The sequence below is a fragment of the Brachyspira sp. genome (genome assembly GCF_050873525.1).
In the GTDB taxonomy this organism is placed as follows: Bacteria; Spirochaetota; Brachyspiria; order Brachyspirales; family Brachyspiraceae; genus Brachyspira.
Genome location: NZ_JBNMIZ010000039.1, coordinates 1 through 14,766 on the forward strand (window position 1 = coordinate 1; position 14,766 = coordinate 14,766).

16 protein-coding genes are annotated in these 14,766 nt (G+C 25.0%); 11 read left to right on the plus strand and 5 right to left on the minus strand.

The window, feature by feature from the left end; translation table 11 throughout:
• Nucleotides 1-23: 23 nt before the first annotated feature.
• Nucleotides 24-1,712, minus strand: a complete 1,689-nt coding sequence (locus tag ACR0QS_RS04385) for an HNH endonuclease (protein ID WP_432632226.1) — start codon at nucleotides 1,710-1,712, stop codon at nucleotides 24-26.
• Between the two features lie 70 nt (nucleotides 1,713-1,782).
• On the minus strand, nucleotides 1,783-1,944 hold the full coding sequence (locus tag ACR0QS_RS04390) for a hypothetical protein (RefSeq protein ID WP_432632227.1): 162 nt from the start codon (nucleotides 1,942-1,944) through the stop codon (nucleotides 1,783-1,785).
• A 106-nt stretch (nucleotides 1,945-2,050) separates the two neighbouring features.
• Between ACR0QS_RS04390 and ACR0QS_RS04395 the strand changes: the two genes are divergently transcribed.
• The 4 genes from ACR0QS_RS04395 (at nucleotide 2,051) to ACR0QS_RS04410 (ending at nucleotide 4,664) form a co-directional block, all read left to right on the plus strand.
• Nucleotides 2,051-2,578 (plus strand): hypothetical protein, encoded by a 528-nt coding sequence (locus ACR0QS_RS04395; protein WP_432632228.1) that lies wholly within the window; start codon nucleotides 2,051-2,053, stop codon nucleotides 2,576-2,578.
• 213 nt (nucleotides 2,579-2,791) lie between these two features.
• Nucleotides 2,792-3,325, plus strand: coding sequence for a hypothetical protein (locus tag ACR0QS_RS04400; protein ID WP_432632229.1), 534 nt, complete (start codon nucleotides 2,792-2,794; stop codon nucleotides 3,323-3,325).
• A 5-nt stretch (nucleotides 3,326-3,330) separates the two neighbouring features.
• The gene (locus tag ACR0QS_RS04405) at nucleotides 3,331-4,032 is read left to right on the plus strand and encodes a caspase family protein (RefSeq protein WP_432632230.1); all 702 of its coding nucleotides are present in this window, start codon (nucleotides 3,331-3,333) and stop codon (nucleotides 4,030-4,032) included.
• Nucleotides 4,033-4,070: 38 nt separating this feature from the next.
• Complete coding sequence (locus ACR0QS_RS04410) at nucleotides 4,071-4,664, plus strand: hypothetical protein (RefSeq protein ID WP_432632231.1); 594 nt, start codon at nucleotides 4,071-4,073, stop codon at nucleotides 4,662-4,664.
• Nucleotides 4,665-4,792: 128 nt separating this feature from the next.
• Here ACR0QS_RS04410 and ACR0QS_RS04415 read toward each other — a convergent pair whose 3' ends face one another.
• From ACR0QS_RS04415 to ACR0QS_RS04425, 3 genes are read right to left on the minus strand one after another with little or no spacing between them, the layout of a single operon-like run.
• Nucleotides 4,793-5,779, minus strand: a complete 987-nt coding sequence (locus tag ACR0QS_RS04415) for a glycosyltransferase family 8 protein (RefSeq protein ID WP_432632232.1) — start codon at nucleotides 5,777-5,779, stop codon at nucleotides 4,793-4,795.
• A 16-nt stretch (nucleotides 5,780-5,795) separates the two neighbouring features.
• Complete coding sequence (locus ACR0QS_RS04420) at nucleotides 5,796-7,769, minus strand: hypothetical protein (RefSeq protein WP_432632233.1); 1,974 nt, start codon at nucleotides 7,767-7,769, stop codon at nucleotides 5,796-5,798.
• A 24-nt stretch (nucleotides 7,770-7,793) separates the two neighbouring features.
• The gene (locus ACR0QS_RS04425) at nucleotides 7,794-9,026 is read right to left on the minus strand and encodes a glycosyltransferase family 2 protein (RefSeq protein WP_432632234.1); all 1,233 of its coding nucleotides are present in this window, start codon (nucleotides 9,024-9,026) and stop codon (nucleotides 7,794-7,796) included.
• 263 nt (nucleotides 9,027-9,289) lie between these two features.
• Here ACR0QS_RS04425 and ACR0QS_RS04430 point away from each other — a divergent pair, with 263 nt between their 5' ends.
• From ACR0QS_RS04430 to ACR0QS_RS04460, 7 genes are read left to right on the plus strand one after another with little or no spacing between them, the layout of a single operon-like run.
• Nucleotides 9,290-10,492: a glycosyltransferase family 2 protein gene (locus ACR0QS_RS04430; RefSeq protein ID WP_432632235.1), complete on the plus strand. Its 1,203-nt coding sequence runs from the start codon at nucleotides 9,290-9,292 to the stop codon at nucleotides 10,490-10,492.
• 2 nt (nucleotides 10,493-10,494) lie between these two features.
• On the plus strand, nucleotides 10,495-11,592 hold the full coding sequence (locus ACR0QS_RS04435) for a WavE lipopolysaccharide synthesis family protein (RefSeq protein WP_432632236.1): 1,098 nt from the start codon (nucleotides 10,495-10,497) through the stop codon (nucleotides 11,590-11,592).
• Nucleotides 11,589-12,344: a glycosyltransferase family 2 protein gene (locus ACR0QS_RS04440; protein ID WP_432632237.1), complete on the plus strand. Its 756-nt coding sequence runs from the start codon at nucleotides 11,589-11,591 to the stop codon at nucleotides 12,342-12,344. Before ACR0QS_RS04435 ends, ACR0QS_RS04440 begins: the two co-directional genes overlap by 4 nt.
• Complete coding sequence (locus ACR0QS_RS04445; RefSeq protein ID WP_432632238.1) at nucleotides 12,341-12,991, plus strand: hypothetical protein; 651 nt, start codon at nucleotides 12,341-12,343, stop codon at nucleotides 12,989-12,991. Before ACR0QS_RS04440 ends, ACR0QS_RS04445 begins: the two co-directional genes overlap by 4 nt.
• 1 nt (nucleotide 12,992) lies before the next feature.
• Nucleotides 12,993-13,616, plus strand: coding sequence for an HAD family hydrolase (locus ACR0QS_RS04450; protein ID WP_432632239.1), 624 nt, complete (start codon nucleotides 12,993-12,995; stop codon nucleotides 13,614-13,616).
• Nucleotide 13,617: 1 nt separating this feature from the next.
• Nucleotides 13,618-14,352 carry a sugar phosphate nucleotidyltransferase gene (locus ACR0QS_RS04455; RefSeq protein ID WP_432632240.1) on the plus strand — a complete coding sequence of 245 codons (735 nt, stop codon included), beginning with the start codon at nucleotides 13,618-13,620 and terminating at the stop codon, nucleotides 14,350-14,352.
• Nucleotides 14,349-14,675, plus strand: coding sequence for a cupin domain-containing protein (locus ACR0QS_RS04460; protein ID WP_432632241.1), 327 nt, complete (start codon nucleotides 14,349-14,351; stop codon nucleotides 14,673-14,675). The genes ACR0QS_RS04455 and ACR0QS_RS04460 overlap by 4 nt, the downstream gene beginning before the upstream one ends.
• The last annotated feature ends 91 nt before the right edge of the window (nucleotides 14,676-14,766 follow it).

The window sequence follows — 14,766 nt, forward strand, 5'->3', positions numbered from 1 at the left end:
AAATAAAAGTATTCATTACTATACTATTCTTTTTCTACTATTTCAATTAGTTCAATTAATATATTTTTAAGTTGAACTAAATCATTATGGTAGTCAATATCTAACATTTTATTTATATCTAAAATAGCCAAGTTTAAATGTTTTGTAGAATTAACACGATTATTTTTTAACTTTTTAATTAGTTCATTAGCAAATTCTATATTATTATACCAATTCTTAATATCTGCATTATTATTAATATTACAATATTTTTTGAAAAACAATAGTAATCGACATATATGAGCGTCATAATAATCATTATCTAATTTTAGAGAACATTCATAATACTTGTATGCATTAGTAAAATCTCCTAATTCAGTATATAAGCCTGCTATTTCTTTATATACTTCTTTGGTAGGTTCTTCTATTGATATAGCCCTAACATAGCAATTAATGGCATATTTATATTTGTTTAGATTGATAAACCTATGTGCAATAATTATTAATTCGTTATAATTAATATCCATTTCTAAATTTAAATATTTTATATAGTCATTAGTGCAATTTTCATCATCTTCTAATAAAAAGTATATACTTCCTCTTATATAATATGTATATCCATATAGATTATTAATATTTATGGCATAAGTATAATATTCTATAGCTTCTTTATATAATTTTAAATATGAATATCCATCAGCAATTTTAACATATAAGTTATATTTTTCTTCAGATGATAAATTATCATTCTCTAATTTAGATGTTAATTCTCTTATCTCTTTTATATCTAATAAATATTTAAATCTATTGAATAAATCATTACTTATTTTTAAATCAATGTCATATTTATTATTTTTTATTTTGTTATAATCTAATTTTAAATTAAATGAAGATATATCTATTTTACTTTTTGATATAAAATCATAACAGTAGGTATATTTCATATCAACTCCATCATAATTATTATTAAGTAATATTAAAAATTGAATTGTGCCAAAGAATTCAATATAGGCGTATAATGTATGTTCTTCACTATTGCCTTCTACATATATTATATGTGGGATAGAATTTTCTTTTATACTATCAGTGTTTTTTGTAGATATTTGTTTTGAATAACCATTGGTATTATCAGTATTATTCTGCCGTAAGCAATTTATTAAATGCTCAATGTATTTTATATCACCACCGCTATAAATAAAAAAATTAATAACTATTTTATATAGTGCTAATTTAATATCTTCACCTCCAAATGTTAGTGATATACGCATTTCATTAAGATTATGCTTTGTATATTTAAGGCGATTTTCTATATCTTCATTTGTTATTTCATACTTTTTAGAGATTTCTTCTCCCTTTTTTAATACAGTTTTTTTATTTGTCGAACTTATATAAAATCTTATTTTACCATCATCCATAATTTCTTTTTTTATTTCCAAGTCATTTTTGGGTAAAAACTCTCCGTTAGCTTTCCTTCTATATTCCGTATTTGTTTCTTTTTCTGTAAATATAATATCGTTAGGTTTTCCCCGTTCCCTATCTATATTTAAAAAATTAGAGAAAAATTCAAGTTGTTTTGCAAGCTCATTATCCATACTATCACCTAATTTACTATTGCATTTTTTACAAATTAGTTCTTTAGATTTTAATTTTCCACCTATCGCATTAGGAATAATATGCTCTGATGAAGTGTTATCTTTTGTTAATTTTTCACCGCATATATAACATTTTTTCATGGAATTTCCCTCCACTTAATTTTTAATTATAATATATATGCTTAATATTATAGTTTAATAATATGTTTTTTCAACAAAAAAATATCTTATCCAAAACCTCAACTATCTCCAAATCGCCCTCAACCAAAGCCTTATTATACAAATAATTTAATTCTATACAATTATCAACTATTACATCTTTTGAAAGCGACTTTATAGTGTCAATATTATTAAAATCTATAAAATCTCTCATTAGTAAATTTTTAATAAATTTTATTGGTATGTATTCTATCTTTACTTGAAATTTTTTGATAGATATGATATAATTATATAATTAATAAAAAATTAAGGAGATATTTATGTGTAATAGAACAGAATATATAAATGTAAACGAAGAAAGCATTGGCGAATTAATTGAATCTGAACATTATAGGGAATTAATAGCGTCTGGTAATATATTAAGTTTTGCTAATAATGATTTGCATACAATTCAAAATATAAGATTTATAAATGAATTTCATGTTGAAGGTTTTTATGAAGATATAACATTAAGAAATCTAATATTTGATATGAATGTAGAATTTACAGCTCATTTTAGAGGAATTATATTATTTGAAAATATTATTTTTAATGGGGATGTGAATTTTAGGTCTTATTTTTCTTTTAAAGAAAATACAGGTAATAATGATAATAGAACCCAATTTAGCGGTGTAAGATTTAATGGTAATGTTGATTTTTCAGGTTTTAGAAAAATAAGTGAATATAAAAATTTTACTTTTGGTGACACTATATTTGCCCATAAACCAGAAAATCTTACGCCTATTAATGATAATTCATCTTTTTACTATGAAGTATTAGATATAAATTCAAGAAATTATAGCGGTTAATTTTTTTAATAAAATATAAACTATTTTTATATACCATTATCCAAATACTCCTCAATACTCTTTGTTGAAGTCTTCCAAACTATGCCGTCATTTCTATTCTTCACATCGCAATATTTACAAAAAGGTATCGGCTTTGCCAAAAATTGAAGCACCTCTTGATAATATTTTTAATAATTAACTTGACAAATTCTATTAATAAATTATAATTAAATTATGTTAAATGTATTGTCTTCTATTGAATTTATAGATAAAATATTATATGTAATAAAAACATATTCTATACAAACAATTATAACGACAGTAATTTCTACATTTATAACTTTAAAAATAAGTAAAATTAATGAAAGGAATACATTATTGGATGAATTGCGTAATATAATGAAATATTCAATGGAATATCCGTTCCTAGAAAATGAATATTTTACTAATCAATATGAAATAATGTATAATTTTTGTAAAAAACATGATATAACAGTATATAATTGTAAAATTGAAATAATAAATAGGTATTATCAGTATGAAATATATTGTGAAATGATATTTAATTATATTAGTAAGATATATGATTTTTATAAATTTAACGAAAAGAAAATAAATAAGTTTTTAGATGTATATGGATGGATAAAAATACATTCTCAATATTGGCATAACAGCCAAAATCATAAAGAAAGTGTGGATGCATATGGTAAAAAATTTGTTAATTATATTGACAATATTTATAAAAAATATCCAATTAAGGAGTATTAACAATTATGATAAGAAAAGCTATTTTAATCAGTGATAACGGCGGCGTAGATAATGATATATCAGCAACAAAGGAAGATGTGAAAAACTATAGAGATTTTTTAATGTCTGATATTGGAGGAGCTTGGGAAAATTATGAAATAGAAACACATAGAAATCCAGATAGTAATATAATAAACGATTTGAGAAATTATGAATATGATTATACTATAACTATGGTATCAAGTCATGGAGGCATAGAAAAAGAAAAAGAGATACTATATGTATATTTAAATAATATTAGGTATGATTGTATATCTTTTTTAAATAAATCTAAAAGACAATTAATTATATTTGATTGTTGTAGAACTTATATTCATGATGTTAAAAGTAAAGACGATATTCTAATTGAACATTTTTCAATACCATCTTATCATAATATTTTATCTAAAAAAGAGTATAATAATTATATAGAAACATGCGGAGAAGGAATTATTATATTATATAGTTGTGAAGTAGGACAAGCTTCTGGGTTAAATAAATTAGGTTCGTATTTTATCAGTTCTTTAATATCAGCTGCTAAAGACAAGATTAGAACTAAAGATATTGTGACTGTAAAGGAAGCATTGGAGTTATCAAAAGAATATATAAAAAAATATCCAACAAACCAAATTCCAGAAATATTCCCAATTAAGATAAATAGGTATTTTCCAATTGCTGTAAAAATATAAAATATATTATTTATATAAATAAAAGGAGATTACTTTTTATGCGTAATTCAAATCTAGAGATAAGACCTGCTTTGTTAGTTTATTTTGGAGATAAAAATGCTAAAAATAATGATAACGATTATAATGAATATATGGAACTAAATGAAGAAATTAACTTTGCAGAACTGTTAAAAGAGCATAAAGAAAGATATAAAGACTACAGTCCTTTAGGCTATACACCAACCGCCCAAGTCATTATATCTAATATAAAGTTTAATAATAAGGTTAATTTTGTAGGTGATTTTGAAAATATAACTTTCAGAAATTTAATTTTTGAAGATGAAGTTAGTTTTTCAGCTACATTTAGAGGTGAATTTTTATTCCAGAATATTATTTTCAAGAAAGATGTTTATTTTGATAGAGCTTATTTTAGATACAATGAATATATGGTAAGTAATAAGAGAACAGAATTTGAAAATGTAAGATTTGAAGGCAATACTAGTTTTAATGGATTTAATTTACAGTTAGAATACCAAGAGTTTATTTTTAGAAATACTAAATTTACTTATAAACCCAAAAATCTTAAGCATATTTTGCAGCATGATGATTTTAATAGGCAAGTAGATATTATAAATAATAGGAATTATAATTAACTAAAACTACTTAATTCTTTAATATAGTTGGATACAATCAAAGTATTAAAATAAAAAATATAGCGTATTATTTTACTAACAAATTCTAAATTCAAATAATAGACCATATATTATCTTAAATTTAATTCTTATTTTTTAATAGTAATCTTTATAAAGAAAATCTTATAAACCCTATACCTATCATTTTCTATAACCCCTATAATTTTCTTCTTTGGATTTTTAAGCTTTTTATACGGAGATAACTTTAAATACTTCCACCATATATCATAATGATGCATAGTTAATGTTGTATTCCAGGGTTTCCACTCTCCGCCATAATGATATATCTTTGGTTTTTTAAACGAATTTTTTATTATCTCTTCATTATAAAAAGCATCGTTAAAAGGCTGGTCATAATCCATATTACAAAATACATTATATGACGGCTCTAAATAATTTATTAAGTCCGAATATTGCTGTCCGATTACGGCATTTAAAGTATCTTGGTCGGCATAAGGAGGATTTGGATATTTATTTAAAAAATCAAGCATTTTTTCAAATATATTAAATTCATTCGCAAGTTTTATATTTACTAAAAATAAGCCTGCATTAAAATAAGGATATTTCAAAGCGTCTTTTTGAAAATTTTTAAAATATTCTATTTCATAACAATGAGATAAAATACTTTTTCTATGTTGCATAGCCAAAGGTTCTATCACTACGGATGCAAGTTTATTTTCGGTTAAATTATCGTATATAACCGATAAATCTGTGTCTACAATCATATCGCCGTCTATATAAAAACATTTATCAACATCTTCGGGCAATACTTTAAACATTAATAATCTATAATAAGTGGCTAACGATATATATTTATTTTTAAATGTGCTTATATCCATTTTATCAAAAAAATCTTTATAATTATTCATATCTATATTTATAAGTTCAAAATTATATTTATTTTTTAATTTAAGTATAATGTTAATATTGTTTTCGTTAAAATCGGTTGTAAATAAAAAGAACCTGCATATTCTAGATTTATTTATGTTTATAAGAATAGAAGTCATTGCTACGGTAATAGGAATTGTGTAATTTTTGTCGCCCGTTAAAACAAAATTAATATATTTATTTTCCATAAAATTTTCTCCTTTTTTATTTAATTGTCAAAATATTAAATATATTAAATAAATAATATTTCCTCATATTTTCTACTGTTTTAATTTTTATAATTGGAATAAATGAAAATAGATAATATTTTATCTCGCCTCCGACAAATTCCTCTTTTCTTAAAAATGGAATAAACGAAAACAAATAATATTTTTTCCCGCTCTCTTTAATAAACCATCTTTGAATTAAAGGAATATATTTATTATTACCAATGCTCCAATTATGTTTTATATTCTTTATATATTTTTTATCATATTCGGTAGGAGTGCATGCAAGTATGTTAATCCATTCTGTTACTTCTTTATAATTAATAAATAATTCTAATTCCCCGAAACAATTTTTAACAATCTCGGCAAACTCTACAATTCCATCCGAGACATAAGGATATACATCCATTCGCTTTTTTTCATGTTCGTTAGGTATTGAATATAACGGTTTTGAATCAACTACATTTTTTATTGGAGCTTCTGGCGATGTCATAAAAAATTCCATTAAATTCCATTCGATAAATAAATGTTTTTTTATCTTTTGAAATGATTTTATTTTATAATTTTGATTTTCTTTTAATAATAAATACCAATAATATCCGACAATATTTTCTTTCCCTAAAAATAAACTGATTAATCTTTGAGAAGATATAAAAAAGCTGCAAGTATCGACCACTGCGATATTATTTTTATCAATATTAAATTTTTCTATATATTCTTTATAATTTTGATATTCTAATTTTGCAAGTTTTTTATATATTGCAATATTGCTTAAAATAAATTTATAACCTTCGATAGCGGAAGTTATTTTTGGAGTTTGTTTTTGTAAATATTCGTCTTTATCTTTAAAATATTCTATAACGGTTTTTATCACTTCAAAACTTTCGATAGGGTAATATTTTAAACGCATGCTAAAATCTAATGTTATCAAATAATAAATAATTCTTGGAGCGTATATATAATGAGTTTTTACGCTTTCGGGTTTTATTATATCAAATACTTTTTTCAAACTGTAGCCGTCTCTTGCCACAAAAAGAACTTCGTTTATATTGTCTTTTATAATTTGTTTTTTAAGCCAATTCATATAAGCAAATACTGCGGGACCTCCGTAAATGAAGCCGAAATTATGCCAATAATTATTATTTTTATCGTTTTTATTAAGACTGCTAAATGCGGAGAGTCCGAGCATAATCGAAACGGCAATATTATTTTTATTTTCATTCAATAATTTTTTCGCTCTAATATTATTTTCTAAAAAAGTATCAATTATTTTTTCTACAAAAACCGAATCTATTCCATACAATTTTGCATTATTAAAATCGGAAGTAAAATGGTCTCCTATATGCATTATGCTCGAAGGCGCTACATTTAAATCGTCTATAACATATTTATATAAATTGCCCGAAGCTTTTGTGAGCATTAAATCGGAAGACAAATATAATTTATAATAATTCGTATAATTATTTTTTATAAGTATTTTTTCTATAACATTTTTAGGCAAATACATGTCGGATACTATGATTATTTTTTTGCCTATGCTTAAAGCGTAGTCGTATATTTTTTTATTTTCTTTATGTATCGTTAATATTCTCTCTTCCAATTCTATCTCTATTTCTTTAAATCGTTTATATTTGTCGTCAATCTCTTCGTATATTTGGTTTAATGTAATCTCTTCGCAGTCAATATATTTTCCTCTCGCTAATTTTTCCGCTTCAATGCGATTTTTATGAAATCCTTTAATCTTATATAATTTTTCGATATGCAAAAATAAATCTGTCGGTTTTACATAAGGACGAATTAGCAAAGTGTCGAATATGTCGAAAGAAATAATTTCATGTTTTTTTATCTCTTCGTAAATATTAATTTTTTTAGATTGATATTTTTTCACTATAGAAATTCTTATTCCAAATATTTTCCACACTTTATATTTATAATCTTCGCTATAATTAAATATTTTATCAATAACGCTCATTTTTATCTCGCTTTTTTATTTATTTCAAAATTTAAATTTTAGTCCCAATATTTTTAACCAAGTAATTTTTCGCCCTTCAATCTTTTTTGTATATATAGAAAATAATCGCCTCAAAAAATTACTCAAACTTATTACGATAATGTTCTCAAAACATTTCTTATTTTTTATAATGATTCTTATTCCAAACAACTTAATTATTATCTTGTAATCCTTAAAAATAATATAAAAGAAATACGGCGAAAGTTTATGATTCAATTCTTCCAATTCGTTTTTTTCTATTTCGTTATATTTTTGCAAATGCAAATATTGACTGATAATAGATTTGTCAAAATGTTTTTCGATTATATTTAAATATTCTTCGTTATTATTCTTTATTTTTTCAAGCAGAAAATTATATTGATTATAATAAAGTTTAGAAAATAAAAATCCGTAAGCGATATTTGATTTTACTTTTACCAAAAAATTATAAAATTCATCGAGCGCAATTTTCGTGCTTCGGCATAAATAATCGTATTTATCAATATTAATTTCATTTGTATTTTTATTGCTAACTCCAATATCGGCATAATAAATATATAAAGGTTTTTGAATTACTTTATAAGATTTGCTAAAATAAAAAGCGATTAAACATTGAAGCATGTCTTCCGCGTTCATAATCGGCGTGTCGGGAATATATTCTATAAGTTTCTCTATTATTCTTCTGTGAAAAACTTTATTCCACATATTATGCGATATTCTCTGATTAATAACTTCGCACAGCAGAAATTCCGAATTAATATTAAATCTATTTGTCGATAAAGCCCATTCAATAAATTTGGTTTTATCGTTTGAAATTACTTTAGTTCCGAAACTGACAATATCGTAATCTTCTTTAGAAACTATTTTAAATATTTCCTCGCAGGCATTAATTTCAATTTCATCATCGCTATCGACATACATTATATATTTTCCAACGGAATTAATATTTCCAGTTTTTCTTGCTTGGATTAAACTTTTATTTTCGCTATGTTCAATATATTTTATTCTACTGTCATTTTTCAAATATTCTTCAATTATTTCTTTACAATTTCCTTGAGAACAATCATTAACGATTATAATTTCTATATCCTTAAAAGTCTGATTGATTAAACTATCCAAACATCTTGACAAATATTTTTCCGTATTATATACTGGAACGATAATGGAAAAATAAACGGCATTTTCCATACTTTGTGAGTTCTTTAATTTATCTTTTATTTTTTTAATACAATAGCTCATTAAATAAAGTCCATACTTCAAGTTAACATAATGCACATTATCGGAATATAAAATCTCATAAAATGATATTAATTTATATTTAATAATTATATTTATACCAATTAAATTATAAATATAGATAAATATATCGCATGAAATATATAATTTTTTTAGTATTAAGATAATAACTATTGACTTTTTTTATTTTTTAGTGTATCTTTTAAAAAAATATCGGGAGCATATTCCGATAATGTGCAATATGTTAACTAACAGCGAGTTATTGAATGAGTTTTAATATAAATAAAATGCCTTTTTTCAGTATAATTGTTCCCGTTTACAATACAAATGAAAGCTATTTGAAAAGCGCAGTAGAAAGCGTTATTAATCAAACTTTCAAAGATTATGAATTAATTATTGTGGACGATGCCTCGACTGTAGATTATAAAATGCCTGAAAATATTAAATATATTCGCAACGAAACCAATAAAGGAACTCTTTACTCAAGGAAAATCGGAGCGATTAACTCAAATGGAAAATACATTATATATTTGGACTCGGACGATAGATTAACGACTGACGCTCTTCAAATAATTTATAATTCCATAAATAAAGAATATGATATTATTCATTTTAGCGCAAAAGTAATTTCTTCCAACTTAAATAAAAAAGAAAAAATGCGAGAAGAAAAGAAAACGGCTTGGTATCTCTCCTCAAAAAGAAGCGTCATTAATGAAAATTATCTTTTTAACGAATGCTTAAACGAAAAACTGCCTCATAATATGTGCGGAAAAGCTTTCAAAAGCGAAATCGTAAAAGAAGCGATAAAATATTTGCCCGATAATCATTTGATTCATTCGGAAGATATGCTTCAATGTTTGATAACAATTTATTTTTGTAAAAGCTATAAATCGATTAAAGAAGAATTATATATATGCAATAACGATTCGGGATTTAGTAATAAAGATATTTCCAAGATTACTATTGACAGATTTGAAAAAACTTGTTCGGACACAAAAACTACATTAAAAGAATTTTATAATTTTCTTTGCAGTCAAAAAGCGGAGATTTTACATTATTACGATTATCTTAAACTTTCATTTAATCAATATAAATATTTAATGAATAAGACAAATAACGAAAAAATTTATTTGGATATTTTGAATAAATATTTTGATAACGAATTGATAGAAGAATATAATCGCTTTGAGAGAATTCATAAATATTATTTAATTCCATTAAATATACAGGAAGAGATAAATAAAAAACTTTTGCCTTATTTCTTTTCAATAATACTTTACGGCTATTATATTAATGTGAGAATATTTGGAATAGCGATAACGATTAAAACCGCTAAATGTTATGATAAACCGATTATTGTTAGTTTGAATAATTTATTAAGAAATATTTTTTCAATTAATTCAAATGGAAATGAAAAGTTTATTAGGCTGTTTGGGTTAAGATTTTCTAAGAAGCTGGGGTATAGGTAAAAATGATTATAAATAAAATAGATACGAAAGATATATCTGTAGTCGTTCAAGGTCCTATAGAAGAATTACAAACGCGTCTATGTCTGGAGAGCGTTAGAAAATATTTGCCAAATAGCGAAATAATACTTTCAACTTGGGAAAACTCTAATATAGAAAATTTAGATTATGATATTTTAGTTTTAAATAAAGATACTGGAAATATAATATCCGATTTTGTAGATAATGTTATAAATAATACGAATAGACAACTTTTAAATACTAAAAATGGATTAGAAAAAGTAAATAGAGAGTATGCATTAAAATTAAGAACTGACTGCATTTTATTAAACAATAATTTTATTAATTATTTTAATAATTTCGGTTCATTTAATGAAGAATATAAAATATTTCAAAATAAGGTAATAGTAAGTTCTGTTTATTCAAAAGAATATAGTTTAGAAAATAATATTATAATTCCATTTCATGTTTCAGATTTTTATTTTTTCGGTTTGACAAAAGATATTAAAGATTATTTTATGGAAACTAAATTATTAACGAACGAAGATATAAGCGGATATAATTTTAAGTATGGCAATTTGCTTCATTATAGAAATTATACGGCAAGATATTCTGCGGAACAATATTATTGTTATTCATGGGCAAAAAGAAAATTTAAAGATATAAAATTTGACGATGTTTCGGATATTAATTATAAAAGTTATCAAATGTCTTTAAATATTATGTATAACAATTTTATATTTTTGGATTTGGAAGAAAGTGGAATATATAATAAAAAACATTCTTCGGCTTTTGAAAATTCTAGGAATATAGACAACCTTATAAATTATGACAAATTCAATAGAAAATATAAAAAATTATGCGTAGAAAAAGAAGATTTTGATATAGATGAACTATCTTATTGGGCTAATAATTTAATAGGTTATTTGGATGTTCAAGTAGCTAAATTAAAAAACGACATTAATCGTCATAAAATAACATTATTGGATATAATATGCGGCTTCATATTTTCTATTGAATATTTTTACAATAAAAAAATTATAACCGTATTTGGATTTAAAATCACAATAAAATATAAAGATAAGGAGGCTATATATAAATGAGAAATCAACTTAATATAGTAATACCGATGGCGGGACGAGGAAGCAGATTCGCAGACGCTGGATATAAAGAGCCTAAACCTTTAATACCAATTTTTAATAGAACTATGATAGAAGTTGTGGTATCTAATTTGACTCCTAAAAGAAAGCATAGATTTATATTTGTTTGTCAAAATGAGCATATAAAAAAATATGACTTAAAAAATAAACTTTCAAAATTAGCCGAAAATACTGAAATTATAGGAATAGACGGAATAACGGAAGGACAAGTATGCACTGTATTAAAAGCTGCAGATTTTATAAATAACGAAGAGGCTTTAATGACGGCAAACTCTGACCAATATATAGATTTTGATATAAACGATTATTTGGATTATATGGAAAGTAAAGAATATGACGGGCTTATAATGACTATGACTTCAAGCGAAGATAAATGGTCTTATGCGAAAACGGACAATAATGGAATAGTGGTTGAAACGGCTGAAAAGAAAGTAATATCAAACGAGGCTACGGTAGGAATATATAATTTTAAGGCGGGAAAAGATTTGGTTAAAGTGGCGGAGAAAATGATACTTGACGATGTTAGAGTTAATGGAGAATTTTATATATGCCCCGTTTATAATTATTTGATAAAAGAAGGATACAAAGCTGGAATATATAATATAGGCGAAGAATATAACGGAATGTTCGGACTTGGAATTCCTAAAGATTTGGAATTTTTTTTGAAGCATCCTATATCGGAGAAAGTAAAATGAAAATTATCGCTCATAGAGGATTTTGGAAAACAGAAGACGAAAAAAATAAAAAGAGAGCGTTTATTAGAGCTTTCAATTTGGAAATAGGAACGGAAACCGATTTGAGAGACTGTGCGGGAAGAATATTAATATCTCATGATATGCCTAATGGCGATGAGATTACTTTAGAGGATTTGCTCGATATTATGAACGGAAGAAATTTACTTTTAGCTTTAAATATTAAAGCGGACGGACTTGCGGACGAAATTAAAAAGACGCTTTCAAAATATAATCATACGAATTATTTTACATTCGATATGTCTATTCCAGATATGGTTTATCAAATAAATAAAGAAATGAAAATATTTACTGGATTAAGCGATATAGTTAGAAATCCTATCCTGCCTGAAAAAGCCGAAGGAATATGGCTCGATTCTTTTTATTCGGATTGGTATAAAGAAGATATTATAGACGGAATTTTGGAAGAAAATAAAAAAGTTTGCATAGTCTCTTCCGATTTGCATAAAAGAGACAATTCAAAACAATGGGAAATGGTAAAAAAATGCAAATATTTTAAAAGCGATAATTTGATTCTTTGCACGGATAAAGTGGAAGAGGCTTTTAAATATTTTTTTAATATTTCTATTGAAGCAAAGGAGGTAAAATAGAATGAAAATAAAAGCCGTATTATTCGATATGGACGGCGTTCTCATAGACGCTAAAGATTGGCATTACGAAGCTCTGAATAAGGCTCTAAAATTATTCGGATACGAGATTAACAGATACGAGCATTTGTCTTCATACGATGGACTTCCTACCAAAGTAAAATTGGAGAGATTAACATCCGAAAAAGGACTTCCTAAATATTTGCATTCGTTTATAAATGAAATGAAACAAAAATATACGATAGATATAACTCATAATTATTGCCGCCCGAGATTTAATCATGAATACGCTTTATCAAAATTAAAATCTGAAGGCTATAAATTGGCGGTTTGTTCCAATTCTATTAAAAATACTATTGATATAATGATGAATATGTCGGCTTTGGATAAATATTTGGATTTGAAATTAAGCAACGAGGATGTTTCACAATCTAAACCTAACCCCGAAATATATATAAAAGCTATGGAAAAACTTAATTTATCTCCAGAAGAATGCTTGATAGTTGAAGATAATGAAAACGGAATTAAAGCCGCAAAATCTTCAGGGGCGAATCTTTTGGCTGTAAAGACAGTAGACGATGTAAATTATAATAATATAAAGACAAAAATATTAGAATTGGAGCGATAAAATGAATATATTATTTTTGATGGGCGGAGATAAATTGCAGAATACGAACGATAATTTTCCAATATATATGACGGAAATTAATCAGAAAATGATACTTGAAATTTTAATGGACTTTACGAAATCAATTAATCCAAGCAGAGCAATTTTTTGTATAAAAGATGAGGATATTAAAAATTTCTATTTGGATGAAATAATAAAGAGAAAAATTGAAGACGCCATTATAATAAATATAAAAGGCGAAACTAAAGGCGCGGTATGCACGGCTTTGCTCTCTTCAGAATATATAGACAACGAAGACGAACTTCTAATATTGGCAATAAACGATTTTACCGATAAAAATTGGCAAACTATAATAGATTATTTTAGAGCTGGAAATTTTGACTGCGGAATAGTGTCTTTCAATTCTATACATCCGAGATATTCTTTTGCAAAATTGGATAAAAATAATGAAATTGAGGAAATAACAGAGAAAAAACCTTCGAGTAATAACGCTTTGGTAAGTTTTTATTATTTTAAGTCGGGTAGAGAATATATTAAATGTTCTAAAAATATTATTAGAAAAGATACGGCTATAAAAGATTCTTTTTATATAAGTCAAGTTATTAACGAAATGATTTTGGAACAGAAAAAAATCGGATTATATAAAATAGAAAATTCAGAGTTTCATCCTCTTAAAACGGAGGCGCAACTTGCTCAATATATTTTGGAATTAAAGAAACAAACGGAGTTAAAATGAAAATAGCAAGAATTGACGAAATGATAAAAGGATGGTTTATAGGAAATTTTGAACCGAGTCTATTAAAAACAAACGCCGTAGAAGTGGCTTTGAAAAAATATAAGAAAGGCGATTATGAAGAAGCGCATTATCATAAAATAGCTACAGAGTTTACAGTTATAGTTTCGGGGCGAGTGAGAATGAACGGTATAGAATATAGAGAAGGCGATATTATAGTAATAGAACCTAATGATTCTACGGATTTTGAAGCTTTGGAAGACAATACCGTAAATGTTGTGATAAAAATTCCCGGAGCTAATAATGATAAATATTTAAAAAATTAAATAAAAATGGAAACATAAAATGAATGGATTTTTAGAGAAATTAAAAATTAGATTAACTCCCAGATTTATTAGGAGAATTAATAGAATTGAA

Excerpts from the sequence above, each read along its gene's own strand:
- ACR0QS_RS04385 (WP_432632226.1), bottom strand. The coding sequence starts at position 1,712 with ATGAAAAAATGTTATATATGCGGTGAAAAATTAACAAAAGATAACACT.
- ACR0QS_RS04390 (WP_432632227.1), bottom strand. The coding sequence starts at position 1,944 with ATGAGAGATTTTATAGATTTTAATAATATTGACACTATAAAGTCGCTT.
- ACR0QS_RS04395 (WP_432632228.1), top strand. The coding sequence starts at position 2,051 with ATGTGTAATAGAACAGAATATATAAATGTAAACGAAGAAAGCATTGGC.
- ACR0QS_RS04400 (WP_432632229.1), top strand. The coding sequence starts at position 2,792 with ATGTTAAATGTATTGTCTTCTATTGAATTTATAGATAAAATATTATAT.
- ACR0QS_RS04405 (WP_432632230.1), top strand. The coding sequence starts at position 3,331 with ATGATAAGAAAAGCTATTTTAATCAGTGATAACGGCGGCGTAGATAAT.
- ACR0QS_RS04410 (WP_432632231.1), top strand. The coding sequence starts at position 4,071 with ATGCGTAATTCAAATCTAGAGATAAGACCTGCTTTGTTAGTTTATTTT.
- ACR0QS_RS04415 (WP_432632232.1), bottom strand. The coding sequence starts at position 5,779 with ATGGAAAATAAATATATTAATTTTGTTTTAACGGGCGACAAAAATTAC.
- ACR0QS_RS04420 (WP_432632233.1), bottom strand. The coding sequence starts at position 7,769 with ATGAGCGTTATTGATAAAATATTTAATTATAGCGAAGATTATAAATAT.
- ACR0QS_RS04425 (WP_432632234.1), bottom strand. The coding sequence starts at position 9,026 with ATGAGCTATTGTATTAAAAAAATAAAAGATAAATTAAAGAACTCACAA.
- ACR0QS_RS04430 (WP_432632235.1), top strand. The coding sequence starts at position 9,290 with ATGAGTTTTAATATAAATAAAATGCCTTTTTTCAGTATAATTGTTCCC.
- ACR0QS_RS04435 (WP_432632236.1), top strand. The coding sequence starts at position 10,495 with ATGATTATAAATAAAATAGATACGAAAGATATATCTGTAGTCGTTCAA.
- ACR0QS_RS04440 (WP_432632237.1), top strand. The coding sequence starts at position 11,589 with ATGAGAAATCAACTTAATATAGTAATACCGATGGCGGGACGAGGAAGC.
- ACR0QS_RS04445 (WP_432632238.1), top strand. The coding sequence starts at position 12,341 with ATGAAAATTATCGCTCATAGAGGATTTTGGAAAACAGAAGACGAAAAA.
- ACR0QS_RS04450 (WP_432632239.1), top strand. The coding sequence starts at position 12,993 with ATGAAAATAAAAGCCGTATTATTCGATATGGACGGCGTTCTCATAGAC.
- ACR0QS_RS04455 (WP_432632240.1), top strand. The coding sequence starts at position 13,618 with ATGAATATATTATTTTTGATGGGCGGAGATAAATTGCAGAATACGAAC.
- ACR0QS_RS04460 (WP_432632241.1), top strand. The coding sequence starts at position 14,349 with ATGAAAATAGCAAGAATTGACGAAATGATAAAAGGATGGTTTATAGGA.